We start from the raw sequence: 20,076 nt of genomic DNA, 5'->3' as shown, positions 1-20,076 counted from the left end.
GGCGATAGCCACCTTTGAGGGTTGCCAATCCTGGCGCGTTGGTATCTTTTCCCGCCGTCCAAAACGCGGAACCTGCCATGTCCTTTCACAAACTCGATGATCTCGGCCACAAGCTCGAAGCGCTGGAACATGCGCTCGCTATCCTCGGCGCCGACGAGGCGACTCACATGGCTGTCGGCGGCGGCGAGAAGCGCGCCGAAGCCATGTCGTCCCTGGCCGGGATGCTGCATATCAGGGCAACGGCGCCGGAGATCGCCGACTGGCTCGCCGCCGCCGAACAGGAGGCGCTCAACGAGGAGCAGCAGGCGGCGGTCCGCGAACTGCGTCGCCAATACACCAACCTGACCTGCCTGCCGGTCGAATTCGTCGAGCGCCAGACGGTAGCGCGTATGCGCTCCGAGCAGCTCTGGCGCGACCTGCGCGCCAAGAATGACTGGGCAGGCTTCCTGCCGGCGCTCGAAAGTGTCATCGCGCTGGTGCGCGAGGAAGCCGCCCTGCGCGCCGACGCGCTCGGCCTCGATCCCTACGACGCGCTGATGGAGCAATACGATCCTGGCAACCGCGCCGCCGACATCACGCCGGTCTTCACCGAGCTGAAGACATTCCTGAAGGGCTTCGTGCCGGAAGCCCTGGCCGCGCAGGAAGCGCGCCTGGCCAGGCATCCCGTGAAGCCGCTCTCCGGCAGCTATGCGATCGACCGGCAGCGCGAGCTTGGTCTCGCCATGATGGCTTCGGTCGGCTTCGACCTCACCCACGGTTCTCTGTCCGTATCGCACCATCCCTTCTGCGGCGGCGTGCCGAGCGACGTGCGCATCACCACCCGCTACAAAACGTCCGATTTCCTGTCGGCTTTGATGGGCGTGCTGCACGAGACCGGCCACGCGCTCTACGAGCAGAACCTGCCGAAGGCCTGGGCGCACTGGCCGCTGGGCAAGGCGCGCGGCATGGCGGTGCATGAAAGCCAGAGCCTGTTCGTCGAAAAGCAGATCGGCCGCAACCCCGAATTCTGGCGCTGGGCGCTGCCGGTGGTGGAAAAGCATCTCGGCGAGGCCTGGTCGCTGGACGACATCCTGCCGCATGTGCACCGGGTCGAGCGCGGCCTGATCCGCGTCGACGCCGACGAGGTCACCTACCCGCTGCATGTCATCCTGCGCTACGAGTTGGAGCAGGAGCTGGTCTCGGGGCGGCTGCAGGCGGCCGACCTGCCCGAGGCGTGGGACGCCAAGATGCGGGAGTATCTTGGCCTTTCGACCATCGACAACCCAGCCGACGGACCGATGCAGGACGTGCATTGGCCGGGCGCCGCCTTCGGCTATTTCCCGTCCTATACGCTGGGCGCCATGATGGCGGCGCAGCAATGGGCTGCGCTGACGCGCGACCATCCTTCAGCCGACAGCGATCTCGCCAGGGGCAATTTCGCCGCCATCAATGACTGGCGCCGCGACAATATCTGGTCGCAGGGATCGCGCTGGTCGACGCCCGAACTGCTTGAGCGCGCCACGGGCGAGAAACTGAATGCCGCGCATTTCACCGAGCATCTCCGCAAGCGGTATGGTCCCGCCTGATTGCGGGTTGCTACTCCGCGGCACCCCTGAAGGCGCTTGCTCCGGTTTCGAACTGCAGCTTGGCCAGCCTTGCATAGATTCCGCCCTTGGCGACCAGGCTCTGGTGCGTGCCTTCCTCGACGATGCGGCCGCCATCCATGACCAGGATGCGGTCGGCCTTCAGCACGGTCGCCAGCCGGTGGGCGATGACGATGGTGGTGCGGCCCTGCATCAGCCGTTCCAGCGCCGTCTGCACCAGCGTTTCGCTTTCGGCGTCGAGCGCCGACGTGGCCTCGTCGAGCAGCAGGATCGGCGCGTCGCGCAGGATGGCGCGGGCGATCGCCACGCGCTGGCGCTGGCCGCCGGACAAGGTCACACCGCGCTCGCCGACCTGGCTGTCGTAGCCCTTGTCGAGCCTGAGGATGAACTCGTCGGCCAGCGCGTCCCTGGCGGCGGCCTCGATCTCGGCATTCGTCGCGCCCGGCCGGCCAAAGCCGATATTGTCGCGCGCGCTTGCCGCAAAGATGGTGACGTCCTGCGGCACGATCGCAATGCGCTCCCGCACTTCAGCCGGATCGGCTTCGCGCACGTCGACGCCGTCAATGGCGATGCGGCCGGTTTCTGGATCGTAGAAGCGCAGGATCAGCGAAAAGACGGTGCTCTTTCCGGCGCCCGACGGGCCGACGATCGCCACCGTCTCGCCGGGCTTGACCTGAAAACTCAAGCCGTGGACGGCGGCACGGTCCGGCCTTGCCGGGTAGGAGAAGGAGACGTCGTCGAAACTGATCGCGCCTGTCGCCTTGGCGGGCAGCGGCAGCGGATTGGCCGGCGGTTGAATCGCCGGCGTCTCGTCGAGTATCTCGGTCAGCCTTTCGGCCGCACCCGCCGCCTGGGCAAGCTCGCTCCAGACTTCCGACAGTGCGCCCAGCGCGCCTGCGGCAAACACGGAGTAAAGCAGGAACTGGCCGAGCGTGCCGGGCGACATCGTGCCGGCAAGCACGTCACGCGAGCCGAACCACAACACCGCCACGACCGAGGAAAAGATCATGAAGATGGCAAAGAAGGTGAGCAGCGAGCGGGAGAAGATCGACGAGCGCGCCGCCTGGAAGGCGGCTTCCACCGCGGCCGAGAACCGCCCGGTGACCAGCGTCTCGTTGGTGAACGCCTGCAGCGTGCGCACCGCGCCGATCTGCTCGCTGGCATAGGCGGTCGCTTGCGCCAGCGTGTCCTGCGCCTGCCGTGACCGGCGCCTCACCGAACGGCCGAACGCGACCAGCGGCAGCACGATGAGCGGAATGGCCGCGATCACCAGGCCCGACAGTTTCGGGCTGGTGACGACCATCATCGCCACCGCGCCAAGGCCGAGGATGACGTTGCGCAACGCCACGGAGGCGGTGGCGCCGACCGCGGATTTCACCTGCGTGGTGTCGGCGGCAAGCCGCGAGACGATCTCGCCCGATTGCGCGGTGTCGAAGAAGGACGGCGAAAGCGTCGTGACATGCGAAAACACGTCGCTGCGGATGTCGGCGACGACCCGCTCGCCGAGCGTGATGACGAAGTAGTAGCGTCCGGCCGACGCCGCCGCCAGAATGGCTGCCATCGCCACCAAAGCGGCGAAATATTCGGCGATGAAGACGGTGCCGGAAGCACTGAAACCGTGGTCGATCATGCGCCGCACGGCCAGCGGCAGCGCCAGCGTCGTCGCCGCGGCGATGGCGAGCGAAATGAGGGCGCCTATGACCAGTTTGCGGTAGCGGAATATATAGGGATACAGGCGCCTGAGCGGCCCGAGCGAGCGCCTGCGCCCGTCTTGCTCGCCGCTGATGTCCGCCATGACCGTTTCCTCTGGCCGCTTCCAGGTGGGCGCGTTCAATATGCGCCTGCCGTGGCCTTGTGATTCAATTCCGGCTGATGTATAGGCTCGCCGACCGTTTTAGAAGCCGTGGCTTTTCAATAGCTGCGGCTTCGAGTTTTAAAAAGGGGCGCATCGACGCAGGCCGCGGGCCAGTCTGTAGCGCCACAAGCCAGGAAGCACGACAATGAAGGCCGATATCCATCCCGACTACCACACCATCAAGGTCGTCATGACCGATGGCACCGAATACTCGACCCGTTCGACCTGGGGCAAGGAAGGCGATACGATGAACCTCGATATCGACCCGACCACGCACCCGGCCTGGACCGGCGGCCAGCAGACCCTGCTCGACCGCGGCGGCCGCCTGTCGAAGTTCAAGAAGCGCTTCGAAGGGTTCGGCCTTTAAAGTTTACCTGTATCGCTGAATCAAGAACCCGCCTTTGTGGCGGGTTTTTTGTTGCCGCCAAAGTCAGTCGCTTCAAGCTTACGCGCCGATACCGCCCGCTTGTGGGGAGGTCGGCCCAAGGGTCGGGTGCGGTCCGACGCCTCCACCCTGCTGCTTCGAAGCGACCCTTCCCAGAGTGGTGCGAGCCTACCCGTCCACCAATTCCCGCAGCGCCATGCGCTTGTAGGCGGCGACCAGCCTGTCGCCCTCCTGCCGGTCGACCGAGATCGCCAGCCGCACGGCAGCCTCGCCCATCTGCCAGACCAGAAACGCTGTGGTCTCCAGCGCCACCGGATCGGCGCCGGGATGCAGCCGCTTCAGCACCATGGTCAGGAATTCGGCATTTGCCCGGCTGTCGGCGAGTTCGAGCTGGCGCAGCGCCTTGTCGGCCTGCGTGCCCGACCAGATGTCGCGCATCACCGGCTCGGCCAGGAACAGCTGATAGTAGATATCCACCAGCTCCGAAAACGCCTGCCGCAGGCCCTCGGCGTCGACGACATCCTTGAGCGCCGAGGAGATGCAGGCCTGGCTTTCGGCGGTGTAGCGCTCGGCCAGCGCCCAGACGATCGCCCGCTTGTCGGGAAAGAACTGGTAGAGCGAGCCGATCGACACCGCGGCCCGTTCCGCCACCTCGCCCATGCGCATGGCGTCGCTGCCTTGCTCGGCAATCAGCGCCGAGGCTGCGGCCAGCATGCGCTCGACCCGCTCGCGGCTGCGCTGCTGGGTGGGCGCCCGTCGCGGCGATGCGACCTGCTCCTGGGCAGATGCGGGCGTTGCTGTGTCTTCCATGACGGCCTCCGGTCTCGACAAAATCTGCCAACAGACGGCTTGACTCCCAAAATACGAGGGTTTATCACGTTTTGCAAATGTGAGGATTACTCATATTTGTAAACAGAGGAAAACCACAATGACCGACACCAAACCAGTCCTGATCCTCGGTGGCACTGGCAAGACCGGCCGTCGCCTCGCCGGGCGGCTGACCTCACAGGGCATTCCCGTGCGCATCGGCTCGCGTTCCGGCAGCCCTCGCTTCGACTGGGAGGTTCCGGCGACCTGGGAGCCTGCCATGCAGGGCGTGGGCGCCGTCTACATCAGTTACTATCCCGACATCGCCGTGCCGGGCGCCGCCGAGACCGTCGGCGCCTTCGCCAGGCTTGCGGTGGCAAATGGCGTCACCCGCATGGTGCTGCTCTCCGGCCTCGGCGAGACCGAAGCCCAGCGCGCCGAAGAGATGGTCAAAGCCTCGGGCGCTGACTGGACGATCCTGCGTTGCGCTTGGTTTTCGCAGAATTTCAGCGAAGGTTTTCTCGTCGAGTCCTTGCGGCAAGGCGAAGTGGCTTTGCCTGTCGGCCCTGTTGGCGAGCCCTTCGTCGATGTCGACGACATCGCCGATGCTGCCTTCGTTGCGCTGACCGAACCGGGTCATGTCGGCCAGCTCTATGAGTTGACCGGGCCGCGGCTGCTAAGCTTCGCCGACGCGGTTGCCGAGATCGCCAAGGCGACCGGCCGCGACATCCGCTATATCAAGATCTCGCATGACGAATTCACCGCCGCGACGGCGGCATACGAACTGCCGCCCGAAATCGCCTGGCTGCTCAACGAGCTGTTCACCGAAGTGCTTGACGGCCGCAACGAGACGCTGACCGACGGCGTCCAGCGTGTGCTCGGCCGCGCGCCGAAAGACTTTTCCGCCTACGCAAATGAAACCGCTGCAACCGGCATCTGGAGCAACTGAGATGATCAAGCTTCTTCCCACCCTCACCATCATCGCCGCCATCGGCTCGGGCGTCGTCGGCGGCGTGTTCTTCGCCTTTTCCAACTTTATCATGTCGGCGCTTGCCCGGCTGCCGGTCCCCCAAGGCATCGCAGCGATGAATTCGATCAACATCACGGTGATCACGCCCGCCTTCATGACGGCGCTGTTCGGCACCGGCCTGCTCTGTCTGGTGCTTATCGCCGCCGTTCTCATGGGGTGGAGCCAGTCCGGCTTATACTGGCTGCTTGCCGGTGCCGTGATCTATTTGATCGGCAACCCGATCGTGACCATGGTCTTCAATGTGCCGCTCAACGATGCGCTCGCCGCCGTCGACCCGGCCAGCGCCAATGGCGCAGCCGTGTGGGCGAACCATCTGAACCAATGGGTGATGTGGAACCACGTCCGCACCATCACCGCCATCGTGTCGATGGCCTGTTTCATCTTCGCATTGCTATGAAAAATGTCACTTCGCAAACGCAAGGACCTCGCCTCAAGAGGGGTCGTTTTGCGTGTGACCCTTGCGGTCGGAATGGCCTAGATCCCGGTCCGGATCGATGACGTCGCGCACCAGCTGCTTGAGCTTGGCGGCATCGGGAAAGCCGCCGTCGCGCTTGCGGTCCCAGATCAGCACATCGTTGCAGGAAACGGTGAAGATGCCGCCTGTGCCCGGCACCAGCGTCACTTCACCGAGATCCGTGCCGAAGGTGGAGAGCAGCTCCTGCGCCATCCAGCCGGCCCGCAGCAGCCACTGGCACTGCGTGCAATAGGTGATGACGATCCGAGGTTTATCAGGGAGGCTCATTCATGTGTCTCGCGGGTGCGAACGGTTGTGCCGGCAACCCGATCATGGATCGGCTCATTGCCCGACGCTATCGTTATTCCGATCCAGACCGGCCAGACCAAAGACAAGCCGATCGCGACCAAGGCGGGCACGAATTCCAACCAGGCATTGCTCGGCGCAGGTCGCGGAAAGCTCCCCCAGGTCTGAAAGGCAAACCAGGCCCCTGTCAGTACGACGGGGAAAGTGCCGAGAAACTTGATCACCTGTCGACGAAACGCCTTTCGCAAGGGCAAGCCTCTTCTCTGCCAGTCATTCTCGTCATAAACGACGAGCACCAAAACCCGCTTGCCGACTGATCGGCCCGAGGCCATCTCCATAAGAAGAAGATAGATCGCCAGAGCGGGTACTTGGAGGAAACCCAGATCCAACGCCGTAGGTCGAAAATTCCCCTTCGAATTAAGATCGATTGAAACCGTCTCGGGCTTCGCAGATTGGGTCCGGTGCCAACTGCCCGATCGGCTACTGGAAAGCCGAAGAGAGACGACTTGCACACCTGCCAATCGTACCGTCCAAGCGACGGACCGCCGTGCACCTTGGCCGAGCTGCATATTCTTAGGAAGAGCCAGAAGTGACCTTTCACCCCACCGTCGGTCAGCGCGAACAAGCCAGCCACCAGAAAATAGAGAGGTATCAACACGACAAGGTAGTCGATAAACGAAGCAAGGAACCGACGCCAGAAGCCACCGCGGCGAGGCCAAGCCATCGCAGCGGCAAGTGGAATCCCTTCGCCGGTCATCTCCCCTCCCGTCGATCACTGACTGATCTATACGTTGGGTGGGGAGTCCTTGGCTACGACGTTCGCCTACACTTCCGTGTGACGGTCAGAAACTCATGCCGCGCTGAGCTTGGCCATAGTCTCGTCGTCAACCTCGAAATTGGCGTAGACGCTCTGCACGTCGTCATCGTCCTCGAGCGTTGCCACCAGTTTCATCAGCGATTGCGCCCGCTCTTCGTCGACCGGGACATTGTTCTGCGGCTGCCAGATCGGCTTCACCGATTCGGCCTCGCCAAGCGAGGCTTCCAGCGCCTTCGACACTTCGCCCATACTCTCGAACGCACAGTAGATGGTGTGGCCTTCTTCGTCGGACTCGACGTCATCGGCGCCGGCCTCGATGGCCGCATCCATCACCTTGTCGGCGCTGCCGGCGGAGGCCGGATAGTAAATCTCGCCGGCGCGGTTCCACATGAACGACACCGAGCCGGTTTCACCAAGCGCACCGCCGGCTTTGGTGAAGGCGGCGCGCACATTCGAGGCCGAGCGGTTGCGGTTGTCGGTCAGCGCTTCGACGATCAGCGCCACGCCGCCCGGCCCATAGCCTTCATAGCGCACCGCTTCGTAATTCTCGGCATCGCCCATCGACGCCTTGTTGATGGCGCGCTGGATGTTGTCCTTCGGCATCGACACCGCCTTGGCGTTCTGGATGGCCAGGCGCAAACGCGGGTTCATCGATGGGTCGGGCGTCCCGCTCTTGGCGGCGACGGTGATTTCGCGCGCCAGCTTGGAAAACATTTTCGACCGCACCGCGTCCTGCCGGCCCTTGCGGTGCATGATGTTCTTGAACTGTGAATGGCCAGCCATGGCACCCCTGTCGTCTTCGGCTAGAGCATCCCGGAGCGAGGTGGTCTCACCTCGTCCTCCCGGGTACTCGAATTCAAATTTTCAGAGCCGTCCAAGGTGCAACGCGATGGATGCACGGCGTTCTCTGTCGGAATGGCCGGCTTATAGATAAATCGGCTCAATTCGTCCAGCCGCGCCGGTTCAGCCCTCCAGATCGGACTTCAGCCGGTCGATAATCCTGAGCGCATGGCCGGCATACTGGCTGATCCAGCGGTCATGAATATGCTTGATCGGCAGCGCGTTGAGATGGTTCCAGCGCTCTCGCCCTTCGCGCTTTGCCACGACCAGCCCGGCCTCTTCCAGCACCTTGAGATGCAGCATGACGGTGCAGCGATCGATGTCGGGAAACGCCTCGCACAACATGCCGGTCGTCTGCGGCGCATCCTTCAGCCGATCCAGCAATTCGCGACGGCGCGGATGCGCCAACGCCTTGAAAACGTGATCGTCCGCGGTTTGGCTTGACATGTTATGTTTTTATAACATATCGTCGAGCCAATCAAGAAAGGAGCTGTGGATATGTCTCTTGGATTCAGAGTTTCCGGGCGCATCGGCAAACCGGTCGCAGAAGTCTTCGACGCAGTCGTCAATCCGGAGAAGCTCAGCGGCTATTTCACCACCATCGGCGGCGCCAGCGCCCCGCTGGAAGCCGGCATCGGTGTCGTCTGGTGGGGAAAAGTGCCGGTCGAGGTCGATGAAGTGGTCAAGGACAGCCGCATCGTGTTGCGCTGGGATGCCACAGATGCCGACGACAGGCCGGCCTACAAGACACGCATCGAGATGAACTTCGAGCCGCTGGACGATGGCGGCACCCTTGTGACCATTGCTGAATCCGGCTGGCCGGAAGGCGTGGTCGGCCTGCAGAAATCCTACCTCAATTGCGAGGGCTGGTCGCAGATGCTGGCTTGCATGAAGGCCTATGTCGAATACGGCATCAACCTGCGCGACGGCTACTACCGCGGCGAGATGAGGGGCGAGCCGGCCAACGAGACAAACAGATGAACCGCGCAACGGAGCCCGCAATGACCGCGAAGATCACCGGTGGCATCAACATCGCCATGAAGGTGCCGCCGCACCAGTACGAGGCGACGATCGCCTTCTATCGTGATGTCGTCGGCTTGAAGCCAGTCACCGCCAAGACGCCGGCCATCGGCTTCGAGCTTGGCCCAAACCGTCTGTGGATCGACGAGGCGCCGATGCTGAGCCAGGCCGAAGTCTGGCTTGAGCTTTTCACCGACGATTCTGCAGCCATTGCGGATCATCTCGCCAAGGCCGGCGTCGTCCGTTGCGACGCGGTCGAGCCCCTGGGCGAAGGCTTTCGCGGCTTCTGGATCGCCAACCCGGCCAGCATCGTTCACATGGTGCGCGAGCCTGACGCCTGGTGAGCGCAAACCGGACAAGAAGGAGCATCGATGGAAATTCACAAAACGCCGACTGCCGAAGCCGGCATGCTGATTAAGCGGCCGGTCGACGAGGTCTTCGAGGCGATCGTCAACCCGGCCATCACCACGAAATTCTGGTTTACCCACAGTAGCGGCCGGCTGGATAGCGGCAAAGAGGTTCGCTGGGAGTGGCGCATGTACGGCGCCTCGGCGATGGTCAATGTCAGCGAGATCGTCGAGAACAAGAAGATCGTCATGCAATGGAGCGATCCGCCGACCACTGTGGTCTGGACATTCACGGAGATGCCCGGCGCCGAAACGCCTGACGGTGCGACCTTTCTTGAGGTCAGCAATTTCGGCTTCGCCGGCACCGCCGACGACCAGGTCAAGCAGGCGGTCGGCTCGACCGACGGCTTCGCACTGGTTCTTGCCGGCGCAAAGGCATGGCTGGAACAGGGCCTGTCGCTTGGCCTGATCGGCGACCGCTACCCAAACGGCGTGCCGGGGCGCTAGGGCCGCCCCTGCGGCGCCAGCCTCAATGCCCGCCGCCGGATTTCTTGCGCCGCCGCGCCAGCATGTTCAGGCCCTCGACCAGGGCGGAAAAACCCATGGCGGCGTAGATGTAGCCCTTCGGCACATGATAGCCCATTCCGTCGGCGATCAGCGTCATGCCGATCATCAGCAGGAAGCCCAGCGCCAGCATGACGATGCTCGGGTTCTTGGCGATGAAGTTGGCCAGCGGCCCGGCCGCCAGCATCATCACGCTCACCGCCACGATCACGGCGATGTACATGATGGCAATCTCGTCGGTCATGCCGACGGCGGTGATGATCGAATCGATCGAAAAGACGAGATCGAGCAGCAGGATCTGGAAGATGGCGCCGGCAAGCGAGATCTGCAGCGTCTCGCCCATCATCGTATCCTTGTGGTCGTCGGGATCGACGGTGTGGTGGATTTCCTTGGTCGCCTTCCAGACCAGGAACAGGCCGCCGGCAATCAGGATCAGGTCGCGCCAGGAGAAGCCATGGCCGAAAGCGGTGAACACCGGTGTGGTCAGTTGGACGATGATCGAAATGGTGGCGAGCAGCACCAGCCGCATGATCAGCGCCGCCGAGATGCCGAGACGCCGGGCGCGGGCGCGCTGCGCTTCAGGCAATTTGTTGGTCAGGATCGAGATGAAGATCAGATTATCGATGCCGAGCACGACCTCGAGCACGATCAGCGTCAGCAACGCGACCCACGCGGTTGGATCGGAAACAAATTGAAAATGCGGCGCCAGGAAGTCAACGAGCTGCATGGAGGTCGTCCCCTCTACGATCTAGAGCAGTTTCGTCGCCAGTTAGGTACTATATTCCACCATATCAATGTCACGACCAGAAGGATGGCGCGGTTTCTTCAAGCCGAGGCCCGCGACGAAAAGGCGCGATCTTCTCGGTCAGGCCGGTGCGGTCGGAAATAGTGACGCCGACGCCGCACAATGTCGCCGGTCCGGTCGCTGCTTCGAAGCGGCCCTTCGGCACTTTCGACAGGAAGCGGTTGAGCGGTTCTTCCTTGTCCATGCCGAGCGAGGAATCATAGTCGCCGCACATGCCGGCATCGGACATATAGCCCGTGCCGCCACTGAGGATCTGGTGGTCGGCCGTCGGCTGGTGCGTATGGGTCCCGATGACGAGGCTGGCGCGGCCGTCGACGAAATGCGCGAAGCACATTTTCTCCGAGGTCGCTTCGGCATGGAAGTCGATGACCACGGCATCGGCCTGCTCGCCCAGCGGACAGGCGGCCAGCTCGCGCTCGCCGGCCTGGAACGGATCGTCGAGCTCGGGATGCATGAACACCCGGCCCATAATGTTGGCGACCAGCACGCGCGCGCCGTTTTTGGCGATATAGACGCCGGAACCGCGCCCCGGCGTTCCCTTGGGGAAGTTGGACGGGCGCAAAAAGCGCTCCTCGCGCGGCGCGAAGATCAGTGCGTCGCGCTGGTCCCAGACATGGTTGCCGGTGGTGACGACATCGGCACCGGCGGCGATGGTGTCGCGAAAAATGTCTTCGGTGATGCCGAAGCCGCCGGCGGCGTTCTCGCCATTGACGATGACGAAGTCGAGTTTGAAATCCGAGATCAGGCCGGGCAGTTGTTCCCACACCGCCGTACGTCCCGATTTGCCCACCATGTCGCCGAGGAAGAGAAGTCTCATGCCCACTTCTATCCAGAGGCACGGACGCTAGGCAAGCGCTACCCAGGCGATTGGCGCTAACGCCGGCCGAAAGTACCACGCTGCTGTTGAGGCGGCTTGGCGCTCGCGCCCGCAACGCGAACTGCCGAAGGCATCATCGGTGACGCCGGCGGTGCGGTGCGTCCGCGCAGCCAGAAGAACCACACGTAGAAAACAGTGAACCCACCAGTAGCGGCCAGGAGCAACAGCCCGCCGCGCCAGCCCTTCATCGCCGCGGTATCGAGGATCGATGGATTGGCAGGGTTGTAATACAACTCCACCGCGTCGCCTTTCGACGCCGTGTAGAGGCCGATGTCCTTTCCCTTGCCGGACCACGTCATCGGTGCATCGTTCGCGACATAGGTGACAGCGACGTTGATGCCTTTCGTGGTGAGGCCATTACCCTGGGCTTCGCTGTAGGAACTGACATCCGTCACTGTGGCAACCGTCTGATGCCAGGCGAACTGGTGGTGCAGGGCCGTTCCGGAAATGTGCAATGCCATCGCGAACAGCGTCACCGCTATGAGGACGAACGGCATCAGCAGGAAGCGTGCGAAGACAAACATGATGGCCGCCATCGGCTCGGACTGTGTTGCCGGAATACTATCCGGCACGTCTTGGAAACGCGTTAAGCGGGATCGCGGTATTTTAAGCGATGTCGAAGCGGCGCAAACCGCTCTCGGTGAGTATTTCCGGGATGATGACGTCGTGCGCCTCATCCGGCACCAGACCCACCTCCTGGCAATCGAAAGCGATGCCGATCAGTCGTGGCGGCTGGCCCTTGTCGATCAGCCTGGCGATGGCGCGGTCGTAATAGCCGGCGCCATACCCGATGCGATGACCGCGGCTGTCGAAGGCCGCGAGCGGCACCAGCATCACCGCGGGATCGAGAACCTCGGCCTCCGCATGCGGACCGACCGTGCCAAAACCCATCTCGACCATCGGCGCGCCGCGCACCAGTTCGCGAAAGACGATGGTGGTCTTGTCGAGGATGGCCGGCAGGCAAAGCCTGGCTCCCTTCTCGCGCAAGGCAAACATCAGCGGCCTGACGTCGACTTCCGATCGCATCGGCCAGAAAGCTGAAACGATCTGACCCGGCTCGATGGCGAGGTGGTCGCGCGCCGTCTCGGCCATTTCAAGCGCCATCTCCACCCGCCACAGCGGATCGAGCGCATCGCGACGGCCGAGTGCCTCGAGGCGCAACTGCTTTTTCAGGTCTTTGGGAGATGTCATGCGCGGACGATAGAAAAGGTCGGATCTGGGTGACGTTTCATGAGCGACGTTTTCTACCACATCATCCGCCAAACTGGGCGGATACAGGTAAGTGACGATCCACACAACCGGTGGAGAGAGCGATCCCGGGAACCTACAAAGTAGGTGGGCGCCGTATGAGAAAACCCACGGGTCTTCCCAGGGACAGCTCCCTAAGGATCGTTAAGGCCCCGGGGAAAATGTTCTCCTGCCGGGAAGCGCAGACCGCCAAGCCCAATATAGGCGGCTGGTCGGTCAAGCGCTAGTGACATGAGTATGTTTCCATTTCGATCTCACACGCTTTGGTCGCAGCCGGCTCGCCCTTGCACAGGTCAAGCAGCGTCCTTACGGTCGCGCTCACCAACCGAGGAGCAAGTATGCGTTTCGAAGGTACGGCGGCCTATGTCGCCGACAAGGATCTGATGGTGGCGGTGAACGCCGCGATCGCGCTGGAGCGGCCATTGCTGGTCAAGGGCGAGCCGGGCACCGGCAAGACCGAGCTTGCCCGCCAGGTGGCATCGGCGCTCGGCCTCGACCTGATCGAATGGCACGTCAAGTCGACCACCCGTGCGCAGCAGGGACTGTATGAATATGATGCTGTCTCGCGGCTGCGCGACAGCCAGCTCGGCGATGCCAGGTTCAACGACATCAAAAACTACATCAAGCGCGGCAAGCTCTGGCACGCCTTCGCGGCCGGTAAGAAGGTCGTGCTGTTGATCGACGAGATCGACAAGGCCGATATCGAATTCCCCAACGACCTGCTGCAGGAACTCGATCGGATGGAGTTCTTCGTCTACGAAACCGGCGAAACGATCCGCGCCGCTGTGCGCCCCATCGTCATCATCACTTCCAACAATGAGAAGGAACTGCCCGACGCCTTCCTGCGCCGGTGCTTCTTCCACTACATCCGCTTTCCCGGTGTCGACACGCTGCACAAAATCGTCGACGTGCACTATCCCGGCATAAAGCAGAATTTGGTGCGTGCTGCCCTGACCCAGTTCTACGAGATCCGCGATGTGCAGGGGTTGAAGAAGAAGCCGTCGACCTCCGAGGCGCTCGACTGGATCCGCCTGCTGGTCGCCGACGACATCGCACCCGAGGATCTGCGCGCCGACCCCAAGAACGCGCTGCCGAAACTGCACGGCGCGCTGCTCAAGAACGAGCAGGACGTGCATCTGTTTGAGCGCCTTGCTTTCATGGCCAGGCGGCAGGGATAAGGATCGGCGGGCGGGCTGAGCGCTATGAGCGGGCTTCGGCCGATCACTCGGCCGCCGCAAGCCCTGTCTCCTGCGGCGCGACGCGCTTCGGCCCGAAGATGACGAAGCCGATGACCGACAGGGCGAGAACGCCGATCCCGCAATAGAGCATGACCCAGCCGAAACCATTGACCAGCGCGGCATGCACGATGGCGCCGGATGGGTCAAGGGCTGCGAGCTTCGGCGTCCCCTGCGCAAGGCCCTCCAGATTGCCGGTGGCGGCCCTTTCCGCCAGTGCCCGCAACTCATCCGGCTCCAAAGCCGCGCCGAGTGTGGCCCGCAGGTGGGAAACGATACCTTGCGTCAGCAGCAGGCCAAGCACCGCGATGTTGATGGCAAGCGTGATCAGGCGTGCGCTGATATCGATGCCGGACGCCATGCCGGCGCGATCCGGCGATACCGCGCCGGTCGTGGTGTTTGTGGTCGGCGAATTGGTGAGACCGATGCCGATGCCGGCAATCAGCGTGCCCGGCAGCATGGTCAGCCAGGTGGCGCCCTCGAGCCTGGAGCCGATCCACATGGCGATGAAACCGATCCCTAGCGTCAGCAGACCGAGCGGGATGGCAATTCGTGCCTGATAGCGTGCGCGAATGCGCTCGGCGATCGGCGGCATCACCATGAAGGGCAGCGTGTAGACGAGCAATAGCAGGCCGGTCGTCGTGCTGTCGTAGCCGAGAACGCCGGAATAATAGATCGGCAGATAGATGATGAACGGCCAGTAGCTGAAATTCATGCCGATGGCGCCCATGATCGCGCCGGAAAACTGGCGGATGCGGAACACGGAGAAATCGAACATCGGATAGGGATTGACCCTCTCGGCGACAAGGAAAGCGATGAACGCAGCCACGGAGGCTGATATCACGCCGATGCGGGCGCTGGTCCCGAGATCCGCACCCTGCGTAATCAGATAGGAGAAGCCGAACACAGAAGCCGACAGCGTCAGCATGCCGGCCCAGTCGAGCTTCTGGGCATTGTGATCGCGCGATTGCGTGACACCGGCGCCGATAAAGGCGAGCGCCAGGAGCGCCAGCGGCACGTGGATGAGGAACACCCACTGCCAGTTCGACAGCGCCACGATCAGGCCGCCAATGGCGGGACCGAAACCAAGCCCGATGCCTGAGACGACGCTCCAGGCAACAAAAGCCTTGCCGCGTTCGCGGCCATCCTGGAACTGATGCGACAGCACGGCGACGCTGCAGGTCAGCATCGCGCCGCCGGCGAGACCTTGCAGGAAGCGGGCGGCGATCAGCAGCGCCGCACTCGGCGCCAGGCCGCACAGCAGCGAGGCGAGGCCGAAGGCGACGGTGGTGATCACCATCACGCTCTTGCGGCCGAAACGGTCGGCCAATGTCCCTGTCGCCATCAGCACCGTGGTGCAGGCAATGGTGTAGGCGTTCATGATCCATTGCAGGTCTTTGAAATCGGCGGCGAGCACGCTTTCCAGTTTCGGCAGGATCACCGGCACGCTGGAGATTTCGAGCCCGAACAGCAGCGACGCCAGGCACACGCCGGTGAGCGCTATGGTGTTTCGTTGAATTGGCATATCGATCTCTTTCCATCCGAGCATGAGGCGCTCTTCAAACCGCGACCAGTTTGAGATAGAGGAGACTCGACCATGAAAAAAGGCTATGTTCGGCTATATCAGAAATGACAAAACGGAATGATTGGCCCAATGGAGTGCTGCGATGACCAGTCTTGATGTGGACGCCGTACGAACCTTTGTGATGGTGGCCGATCTGCAGAGCTTCACCCAGGCGGCCACGGCGCTGGGCAGCACGCAGGCGACGATCAGCGTCAAGCTGCGCCGCCTTGAGGAGAAGCTGGGCGCGCGATTGATTGAAAGAACGCCGCGCCGCGTCAGCCTGTCGGCACGAGGCGCCGTCTTCCTCCCCGCCGCGCGCGACTTCCTTGCCGCGCACGAGCGCGCCATGGCGGAGTTTGCGTCAGCACCGTGCCGGCTTGCGCTCGGCTTTGTCGATCATGCCGCCGGTCCGGCGCTGTCCATTCTGATTGCCCAGCTCCATGCGCACGATCCATCGCTGACGCTCAGTTTGAGGATCGATACCAGCACGGTGCTCAAGGAAGCTTTCGATCACGGCGAGCTCGACGCGGTTATCGTGCACCGCGAAGGCGACAGCCGTCCTGGCCGGACCTTGTCGCGCAACCACTATGGCTGGTTCGCCGCACCTTCCTTCGAGTGGCAGCGCGGAACGCCGTTGCGCCTCGCGCTCTTAAGCACCGTGTGCAACTGTCCGGATCGTGTGCGGGCGGTCGAGGCGCTGGACAAAGCAGGCATCGCCTGGGAGGAGGCCTTCGTCGGCGGCGGCGGCGCGGCCGTCAACATTGCGATATCGGCGGGCTTTGCCGTTTCGGCGCTGGCTCACTGCGTCGCTCCGCCCGGCCTGATCGAGGTTGGCCGCAAACTTGGTCTTCCATCGCTTGACCCTTCCGAAGTGGTGCTGCATTCGCACAATCTGGCGCCGCGCGCGCGTGACGCGCTGCAGATGCTGGCGACCGCATTTCGCGAGTACAATTCGCCGGTCGATTAGGCGATGGTGTTTCCGATCTGATTCCGCCGGAATCCGATAAGGCTTTGGAGGAACCGAAATGACCGAGATCACCGTCCGCCCGCTGGCGCTGGCCGACCATGCCGACTGGCGGCGGCTGTGGACTGCCTACCTCACCTTCTACGAGACCAAGCTGCCGGACGAGGTCTACGACATCACCTGGAAACGACTGTTCACGGAAGGTGAATTCGAACCGAAGGGGTTTATCGCCACGCTCGACGGCAAGGCGGTCGGCCTGACCCATTATCTCTATCACCGCTCCGGCTGGTCGGAGAAAAACAACTGCTACCTGCAGGACCTGTTCGCCGACCCTGATGTGCGCGGCAAGGGCATCGGTGCGGCCCTCATTGAAGCGGTCAAGCAGGAAGCCGACAAGATCGGCGTCAAGAACGTCTATTGGATGACCCACGAAACCAACGCCACAGCGCGCAAGCTCTACGACCATGTCGCGCGGCGGACAGGTTTTATCGAGTATGATCTGCTATGATGCGAGCGCGATCGAAATAACGCGGAAGGAGCCGAATGATCCGCTATGTCGGAATCCTGGATGGCAGTGACGGCGTTTGGGGAGTGCGGATGCCCGATCTCGCCGGCTGCCACGGGGCCGGCGCAAACCCGGCGGAAGCGATAGCCGATGCCGCCTCGGCTATGCGCGAATGGGCGGAAGCCCGCATCGCAAAGCACTTGCCCATGCCCAACCCACGTACTGTGGCAAATCTTCTGCAATCCGGCGAAATCGACAGTGCCCGTGGCGACTCAGCCGTGACCGTTCGGCATAGATAACGGCCAACCATGTTCCTCCCCTTCTTTCTCGAACTAAAGGCCGCGCGCGTTCCCGTTTCGCTCAGGGAATATCTGTCGCTGCTGGAAGGGCTGGAGGCCGGGCTGGTCGACTATGACGTCGAGGGTTTTTACTACCTCGCCCGCGCCGCGCTTGTGAAGGACGAACGCCATATCGACCGCTTCGACCAGGTGTTTGCGCATGTCTTCAAGGGGATCGAGGCGCTCACCGGCCCCGATGCCGTCGGTGACGCCAACATCCCTGAGGAATGGCTGCGTCGGCTCGCCGAAAAGCACCTGACCGAGGAAGAGAAGAAACTGATCGAGGCGCTCGGCGGTTTCGACAAGCTGATGGAGACACTGAAGCAGCGGCTGGAGGAACAGAAAGGCCGCCACCAGGGCGGCTCGAAATGGATCGGCACCGGCGGCACTTCGCCTTTCGGCGCCTATGGCTACAATCCCGAAGGCGTGCGCATCGGCCAGCATGAAAGCCGCAATCGCCGTGCGGTGAAAGTCTGGGACAAGCGCGAGTTCAAAAATTTCGACGACGCCGTCGAGCTCGGCACCCGCAACATCAAGGTGGCGCTGAAGCGCCTGCGTCGCTGGGTGCGCGAGGGTGCGGAGGAAGAGTTCGACCTGCCCGGCACCATCCATGCCACCGCCGAGCACGGCTATCTCGATGTGCAGGCGCCCCGAACGGCGCAACGCCGTGAAGCTCTTGATGTTCTTCGATGTCGGCGGCTCGATGGACGACCACATCAAAAGCGTCGAGGAGCTGTTTTCGGCCGCCCGCGCCGAATTCCGCCAGCTCGAATATTTTTACTTCCACAACTGCCTTTACGAGGGCGTCTGGAAGGACAACCGGCGCAGGCATGCCGAGACCATCCCGACCTTCGATCTGCTTCACAAATACGGCCCCGACTACAAGGTGATCGTCGTCGGCGATGCCTCGATGAGCCCTTACGAGATCGCGCATCCCGGCGGTTCGGTCGAGCATTGGAACCCGGAAGCCGGCAGTGTCTGGCTTGACCGCCTCATCCAGCAATGGCCGAATGCGGTCTGGCTGAACCCCGAAAATCAGAAAAACTGGGGCTTCACCCATTCGATCGCGATGATCCGCGATCTCTTCGGCGGCCGCATGTTCCCACTGACGCTGGCCGGGTTGGAAGCCGCGACGAAGCAGCTCTCACGCAAGCATTGAGGCTCGAGCACATCGCGACGCTGGCCGAACCTGTAACAAACGCCTATCTCTGTGCGAATATAGCTTGCAATCAAAAACAAGCCGCCAAGGCTGAGGAGATCAAATGGACACCCACACCTACCCTGTCACCCGCACCGACGCCGAATGGCGCGCCCGCCTGACGCCCGAGCAATATGCGGTCATGCGCGGCCATGGCACCGAACGGCCCGGAAGCTGCGCGCTGCTCTACGAAAAGCGCGCCGGCACCTTTTCCTGCGTCGGCTGCGACCAGCCGCTGTTCGAATCCAAGCTCAAGTTCGAGAGCGGCACCGGCTGGCCGAGCTTCAATGATCCGGTGCCCGGTTCGGTCGAAAACACCGTCGACCGCAGCTACGGCATGGTCCGCACCGAATGCCACTGCGCCCGCTGCGGCAGCCATCTCGGCCATGTCTTCGACGACGGCCCGCCGCCGACCGGCCTGCGCTATTGCATCAACGGCGTGGCGCTGAAATTCGAGCCGGCGGCTTAAGCCGCCGCTTGACCACCATCTTCGAAGGGCGGCTTCGGCCGCCCTTTTTCGTGTCAATCTTCTCAGACAACCACCACCAGGATCAGCCAAAGCGTAGCCCCGAGCGTCATCAACGAAGCCTTGGCGCCACTGGATTTTTCCGTGGTTCGCCAGACGGCAAAGGTCAGAAAGATGTTGTAGGGCACGGGCGCGAAATGCACCGCCAGGACGACGGCGAGCGGCAGCTTCAAGCCGAGCAGAATGAGCGCGGCCACCGACGAGGCGATGTTGATCGCCGTGCCGACAAGGACCAGATCGCGCCAGAACAACCGCTCGACCGGCACCGCGCCTTGCCAGCGCGAGCCGAAGAAGGATCCGATGCTTTGCACCAACACCTGATAGCTATCCCTCTCTCAGCACGTCGGTGACGGCGCGCTCGAAGCGCGAGCATTCCGTCACCAGCCAGTCGGCCATGGCCGGCCAGTTGTCCTCGGCATAGCAGTTCACCCGCCACATCGAATTGATGCCGAGGCCCTCGCAGCTCTGCTCCGGCCTGAGCTTCAGCCTGTCTTCGATTGCCGGTTGGAACGGCTTCAGCCGCGACCAGACCCCGGTCGCGCCGAACTTCTCGTTACGGCCGAAAAAGACGCCAACTTGGCTTTGCGCCGGCGCGACATACATGGACAGGACCAGAGCGAAGTCAGGCAGCCCGCGCTGCCAGAACCAGGGTCCGCGCCGCGCCATGGAAGCGCGTTCCTCCGGATGCCGTTCGGCGAACAGCGCCCAGAAGCTGCGTTGGCGGAATTCAGAGGCGCGGCGGGCGCCGAAGTCGAATTCGCTCATGGTTCGATGCCCGTTCCAGCATCATTCCTTGGCCCGAGACTGT

The 20,076-nt window shown here is 62.8% G+C and carries 25 protein-coding genes, 1 other RNA gene and 1 pseudogene; 13 read left to right on the top strand and 14 right to left on the bottom strand.

Going from position 1 to position 20,076, the window contains the following annotated elements:
• Positions 1-77 precede the first annotated feature (77 nt).
• Entirely contained in the window at positions 78-1,565 is a 1,488-nt protein-coding gene (locus tag NKI35_RS22535) for a carboxypeptidase M32 (protein WP_023750371.1), read from the top strand.
• 10 nt (positions 1,566-1,575) lie between these two features.
• On the opposite strand, the gene NKI35_RS22530 is transcribed toward NKI35_RS22535, so the two are convergent.
• Positions 1,576-3,378: an ABC transporter transmembrane domain-containing protein gene (locus tag NKI35_RS22530; RefSeq protein WP_352741533.1), complete on the bottom strand. Its 1,803-nt coding sequence runs from the start codon at positions 3,376-3,378 to the stop codon at positions 1,576-1,578.
• Between the two features lie 205 nt (positions 3,379-3,583).
• Here NKI35_RS22530 and rpmE point away from each other — a divergent pair, with 205 nt between their 5' ends.
• Positions 3,584-3,805, top strand: coding sequence for a 50S ribosomal protein L31 (gene rpmE, locus NKI35_RS22525; RefSeq protein WP_023668748.1), 222 nt, complete (start codon positions 3,584-3,586; stop codon positions 3,803-3,805).
• A 186-nt stretch (positions 3,806-3,991) separates the two neighbouring features.
• Here the strand turns inward: rpmE and NKI35_RS22520 are convergent, their stop codons facing one another.
• Positions 3,992-4,633: a TetR/AcrR family transcriptional regulator gene (locus NKI35_RS22520; RefSeq protein WP_023684159.1), complete on the bottom strand. Its 642-nt coding sequence runs from the start codon at positions 4,631-4,633 to the stop codon at positions 3,992-3,994.
• Between the two features lie 118 nt (positions 4,634-4,751).
• Here NKI35_RS22520 and NKI35_RS22515 point away from each other — a divergent pair, with 118 nt between their 5' ends.
• A complete protein-coding gene (locus NKI35_RS22515) occupies positions 4,752-5,579 on the top strand; it encodes an NAD(P)H-binding protein (protein WP_352741532.1) in 828 nt (275 codons plus the stop codon).
• 1 nt (position 5,580) lies between these two features.
• Positions 5,581-6,057 (top strand): anthrone oxygenase family protein, encoded by a 477-nt coding sequence (locus tag NKI35_RS22510; RefSeq protein WP_352741531.1) that lies wholly within the window; start codon positions 5,581-5,583, stop codon positions 6,055-6,057.
• A 33-nt stretch (positions 6,058-6,090) separates the two neighbouring features.
• On the opposite strand, the gene NKI35_RS22505 is transcribed toward NKI35_RS22510, so the two are convergent.
• The 4 genes from NKI35_RS22505 to NKI35_RS22490 form a co-directional block, all read right to left on the bottom strand.
• A complete protein-coding gene (locus NKI35_RS22505) occupies positions 6,091-6,402 on the bottom strand; it encodes an Rdx family protein (protein WP_023818218.1) in 312 nt (103 codons plus the stop codon).
• Complete coding sequence (locus NKI35_RS22500) at positions 6,399-6,809, bottom strand: RDD family protein (protein WP_352741530.1); 411 nt, start codon at positions 6,807-6,809, stop codon at positions 6,399-6,401. Before NKI35_RS22500 ends, NKI35_RS22505 begins: the two co-directional genes overlap by 4 nt.
• 461 nt (positions 6,810-7,270) lie before the next feature.
• A complete protein-coding gene (locus NKI35_RS22495; protein WP_023668740.1) occupies positions 7,271-8,020 on the bottom strand; it encodes a YebC/PmpR family DNA-binding transcriptional regulator in 750 nt (249 codons plus the stop codon).
• A 180-nt stretch (positions 8,021-8,200) separates the two neighbouring features.
• Positions 8,201-8,524, bottom strand: coding sequence for an ArsR/SmtB family transcription factor (locus NKI35_RS22490; RefSeq protein WP_352741529.1), 324 nt, complete (start codon positions 8,522-8,524; stop codon positions 8,201-8,203).
• A gap of 51 nt (positions 8,525-8,575) precedes the next feature.
• Between NKI35_RS22490 and NKI35_RS22485 the strand changes: the two genes are divergently transcribed.
• From NKI35_RS22485 to NKI35_RS22475, 3 genes are read left to right on the top strand one after another with little or no spacing between them, the layout of a single operon-like run.
• The gene (locus tag NKI35_RS22485; protein WP_023684154.1) at positions 8,576-9,058 is read left to right on the top strand and encodes an SRPBCC domain-containing protein; all 483 of its coding nucleotides are present in this window, start codon (positions 8,576-8,578) and stop codon (positions 9,056-9,058) included.
• A 20-nt stretch (positions 9,059-9,078) separates the two neighbouring features.
• On the top strand, positions 9,079-9,441 hold the full coding sequence (locus NKI35_RS22480) for a VOC family protein (RefSeq protein ID WP_023822448.1): 363 nt from the start codon (positions 9,079-9,081) through the stop codon (positions 9,439-9,441).
• Positions 9,442-9,468: 27 nt separating this feature from the next.
• Entirely contained in the window at positions 9,469-9,951 is a 483-nt protein-coding gene (locus NKI35_RS22475) for an SRPBCC family protein (protein WP_352741528.1), read from the top strand.
• Positions 9,952-9,973: 22 nt separating this feature from the next.
• Here NKI35_RS22475 and NKI35_RS22470 read toward each other — a convergent pair whose 3' ends face one another.
• The 5 genes from NKI35_RS22470 to ssrS form a co-directional block, all read right to left on the bottom strand.
• Entirely contained in the window at positions 9,974-10,735 is a 762-nt protein-coding gene (locus NKI35_RS22470; RefSeq protein WP_023737883.1) for a TerC family protein, read from the bottom strand.
• A 70-nt stretch (positions 10,736-10,805) separates the two neighbouring features.
• Entirely contained in the window at positions 10,806-11,630 is an 825-nt protein-coding gene (locus NKI35_RS22465) for a TIGR00282 family metallophosphoesterase (RefSeq protein ID WP_352741527.1), read from the bottom strand.
• Positions 11,631-11,686: 56 nt separating this feature from the next.
• The gene (locus tag NKI35_RS22460; protein WP_352741526.1) at positions 11,687-12,214 is read right to left on the bottom strand and encodes a DUF3592 domain-containing protein; all 528 of its coding nucleotides are present in this window, start codon (positions 12,212-12,214) and stop codon (positions 11,687-11,689) included.
• Between the two features lie 82 nt (positions 12,215-12,296).
• On the bottom strand, positions 12,297-12,881 hold the full coding sequence (locus NKI35_RS22455) for a 5-formyltetrahydrofolate cyclo-ligase (protein WP_352741525.1): 585 nt from the start codon (positions 12,879-12,881) through the stop codon (positions 12,297-12,299).
• A gap of 92 nt (positions 12,882-12,973) precedes the next feature.
• Positions 12,974-13,129, bottom strand: a non-coding RNA gene (gene ssrS, locus NKI35_RS22450) — 6S RNA.
• Between the two features lie 147 nt (positions 13,130-13,276).
• On the opposite strand from ssrS, the gene NKI35_RS22445 reads away from it, so the two are divergent.
• Positions 13,277-14,116 carry an AAA family ATPase gene (locus tag NKI35_RS22445; protein ID WP_352741524.1) on the top strand — a complete coding sequence of 280 codons (840 nt, stop codon included), beginning with the start codon at positions 13,277-13,279 and terminating at the stop codon, positions 14,114-14,116.
• A 43-nt stretch (positions 14,117-14,159) separates the two neighbouring features.
• On the opposite strand, the gene NKI35_RS22440 is transcribed toward NKI35_RS22445, so the two are convergent.
• On the bottom strand, positions 14,160-15,698 hold the full coding sequence (locus tag NKI35_RS22440) for an MFS transporter (RefSeq protein WP_352741523.1): 1,539 nt from the start codon (positions 15,696-15,698) through the stop codon (positions 14,160-14,162).
• Positions 15,699-15,840: 142 nt separating this feature from the next.
• Here NKI35_RS22440 and NKI35_RS22435 point away from each other — a divergent pair, with 142 nt between their 5' ends.
• From NKI35_RS22435 to msrB, 5 genes and pseudogenes are all read left to right on the top strand, one after another.
• Positions 15,841-16,704, top strand: coding sequence for a LysR family transcriptional regulator (locus NKI35_RS22435; protein WP_023737887.1), 864 nt, complete (start codon positions 15,841-15,843; stop codon positions 16,702-16,704).
• Between the two features lie 58 nt (positions 16,705-16,762).
• The gene (locus NKI35_RS22430; protein WP_023684144.1) at positions 16,763-17,209 is read left to right on the top strand and encodes a GNAT family N-acetyltransferase; all 447 of its coding nucleotides are present in this window, start codon (positions 16,763-16,765) and stop codon (positions 17,207-17,209) included.
• Between the two features lie 35 nt (positions 17,210-17,244).
• Positions 17,245-17,505 (top strand): type II toxin-antitoxin system HicB family antitoxin, encoded by a 261-nt coding sequence (locus NKI35_RS22425; RefSeq protein WP_050485875.1) that lies wholly within the window; start codon positions 17,245-17,247, stop codon positions 17,503-17,505.
• Between the two features lie 9 nt (positions 17,506-17,514).
• Positions 17,515-18,703: pseudogene (locus NKI35_RS22420) on the top strand (vWA domain-containing protein).
• Positions 18,704-18,806: 103 nt separating this feature from the next.
• Positions 18,807-19,211, top strand: a complete 405-nt coding sequence (gene msrB / locus NKI35_RS22415; protein WP_023832607.1) for a peptide-methionine (R)-S-oxide reductase MsrB — start codon at positions 18,807-18,809, stop codon at positions 19,209-19,211.
• A gap of 62 nt (positions 19,212-19,273) precedes the next feature.
• On the opposite strand, the gene NKI35_RS22410 is transcribed toward msrB, so the two are convergent.
• Both NKI35_RS22410 and NKI35_RS22405 read right to left on the bottom strand, forming a co-directional pair.
• Positions 19,274-19,585, bottom strand: coding sequence for a hypothetical protein (locus tag NKI35_RS22410; RefSeq protein WP_023688926.1), 312 nt, complete (start codon positions 19,583-19,585; stop codon positions 19,274-19,276).
• A gap of 7 nt (positions 19,586-19,592) precedes the next feature.
• Positions 19,593-20,033 carry a hypothetical protein gene (locus NKI35_RS22405; RefSeq protein ID WP_352741522.1) on the bottom strand — a complete coding sequence of 147 codons (441 nt, stop codon included), beginning with the start codon at positions 20,031-20,033 and terminating at the stop codon, positions 19,593-19,595.
• Between the last annotated feature and the right edge of the window lie 43 nt (positions 20,034-20,076).

Origin of the sequence: Mesorhizobium sp. M0676 (assembly GCF_040320535.1) — a bacterium.
Lineage (GTDB): Bacteria > Pseudomonadota > Alphaproteobacteria > Rhizobiales > Rhizobiaceae > Mesorhizobium.
Note: the sequence above shows the minus strand (reverse complement) of the source record. Positions and strands in the feature narration are given on the sequence as shown.

Bases quoted from the DNA above. Each gene is read 5' to 3' on its own strand.
- NKI35_RS22430 (WP_023684144.1), top strand. From the start codon at position 16,763: ATGACCGAGATCACCGTCCGCCCGCTGGCGCTGGCCGACCATGCCGAC.
- NKI35_RS22485 (WP_023684154.1), top strand. From the start codon at position 8,576: ATGTCTCTTGGATTCAGAGTTTCCGGGCGCATCGGCAAACCGGTCGCA.
- NKI35_RS22510 (WP_352741531.1), top strand. From the start codon at position 5,581: ATGATCAAGCTTCTTCCCACCCTCACCATCATCGCCGCCATCGGCTCG.
- NKI35_RS22475 (WP_352741528.1), top strand. From the start codon at position 9,469: ATGGAAATTCACAAAACGCCGACTGCCGAAGCCGGCATGCTGATTAAG.
- NKI35_RS22440 (WP_352741523.1), bottom strand. From the start codon at position 15,698: ATGCCAATTCAACGAAACACCATAGCGCTCACCGGCGTGTGCCTGGCG.
- NKI35_RS22470 (WP_023737883.1), bottom strand. From the start codon at position 10,735: ATGCAGCTCGTTGACTTCCTGGCGCCGCATTTTCAATTTGTTTCCGAT.
- NKI35_RS22535 (WP_023750371.1), top strand. From the start codon at position 78: ATGTCCTTTCACAAACTCGATGATCTCGGCCACAAGCTCGAAGCGCTG.
- NKI35_RS22425 (WP_050485875.1), top strand. From the start codon at position 17,245: ATGATCCGCTATGTCGGAATCCTGGATGGCAGTGACGGCGTTTGGGGA.
- NKI35_RS22460 (WP_352741526.1), bottom strand. From the start codon at position 12,214: ATGTTTGTCTTCGCACGCTTCCTGCTGATGCCGTTCGTCCTCATAGCG.
- NKI35_RS22505 (WP_023818218.1), bottom strand. From the start codon at position 6,402: ATGAGCCTCCCTGATAAACCTCGGATCGTCATCACCTATTGCACGCAG.
- NKI35_RS22515 (WP_352741532.1), top strand. From the start codon at position 4,752: ATGACCGACACCAAACCAGTCCTGATCCTCGGTGGCACTGGCAAGACC.
- rpmE (WP_023668748.1), top strand. From the start codon at position 3,584: ATGAAGGCCGATATCCATCCCGACTACCACACCATCAAGGTCGTCATG.
- NKI35_RS22435 (WP_023737887.1), top strand. From the start codon at position 15,841: ATGACCAGTCTTGATGTGGACGCCGTACGAACCTTTGTGATGGTGGCC.
- NKI35_RS22455 (WP_352741525.1), bottom strand. From the start codon at position 12,881: ATGACATCTCCCAAAGACCTGAAAAAGCAGTTGCGCCTCGAGGCACTC.
- NKI35_RS22530 (WP_352741533.1), bottom strand. From the start codon at position 3,378: ATGGCGGACATCAGCGGCGAGCAAGACGGGCGCAGGCGCTCGCTCGGG.
- NKI35_RS22520 (WP_023684159.1), bottom strand. From the start codon at position 4,633: ATGGAAGACACAGCAACGCCCGCATCTGCCCAGGAGCAGGTCGCATCG.
- NKI35_RS22465 (WP_352741527.1), bottom strand. From the start codon at position 11,630: ATGAGACTTCTCTTCCTCGGCGACATGGTGGGCAAATCGGGACGTACG.
- NKI35_RS22405 (WP_352741522.1), bottom strand. From the start codon at position 20,033: ATGAGCGAATTCGACTTCGGCGCCCGCCGCGCCTCTGAATTCCGCCAA.
- msrB (WP_023832607.1), top strand. From the start codon at position 18,807: ATGGACACCCACACCTACCCTGTCACCCGCACCGACGCCGAATGGCGC.
- NKI35_RS22490 (WP_352741529.1), bottom strand. From the start codon at position 8,524: ATGTCAAGCCAAACCGCGGACGATCACGTTTTCAAGGCGTTGGCGCAT.
- NKI35_RS22495 (WP_023668740.1), bottom strand. From the start codon at position 8,020: ATGGCTGGCCATTCACAGTTCAAGAACATCATGCACCGCAAGGGCCGG.
- NKI35_RS22445 (WP_352741524.1), top strand. From the start codon at position 13,277: ATGCGTTTCGAAGGTACGGCGGCCTATGTCGCCGACAAGGATCTGATG.
- NKI35_RS22480 (WP_023822448.1), top strand. From the start codon at position 9,079: ATGACCGCGAAGATCACCGGTGGCATCAACATCGCCATGAAGGTGCCG.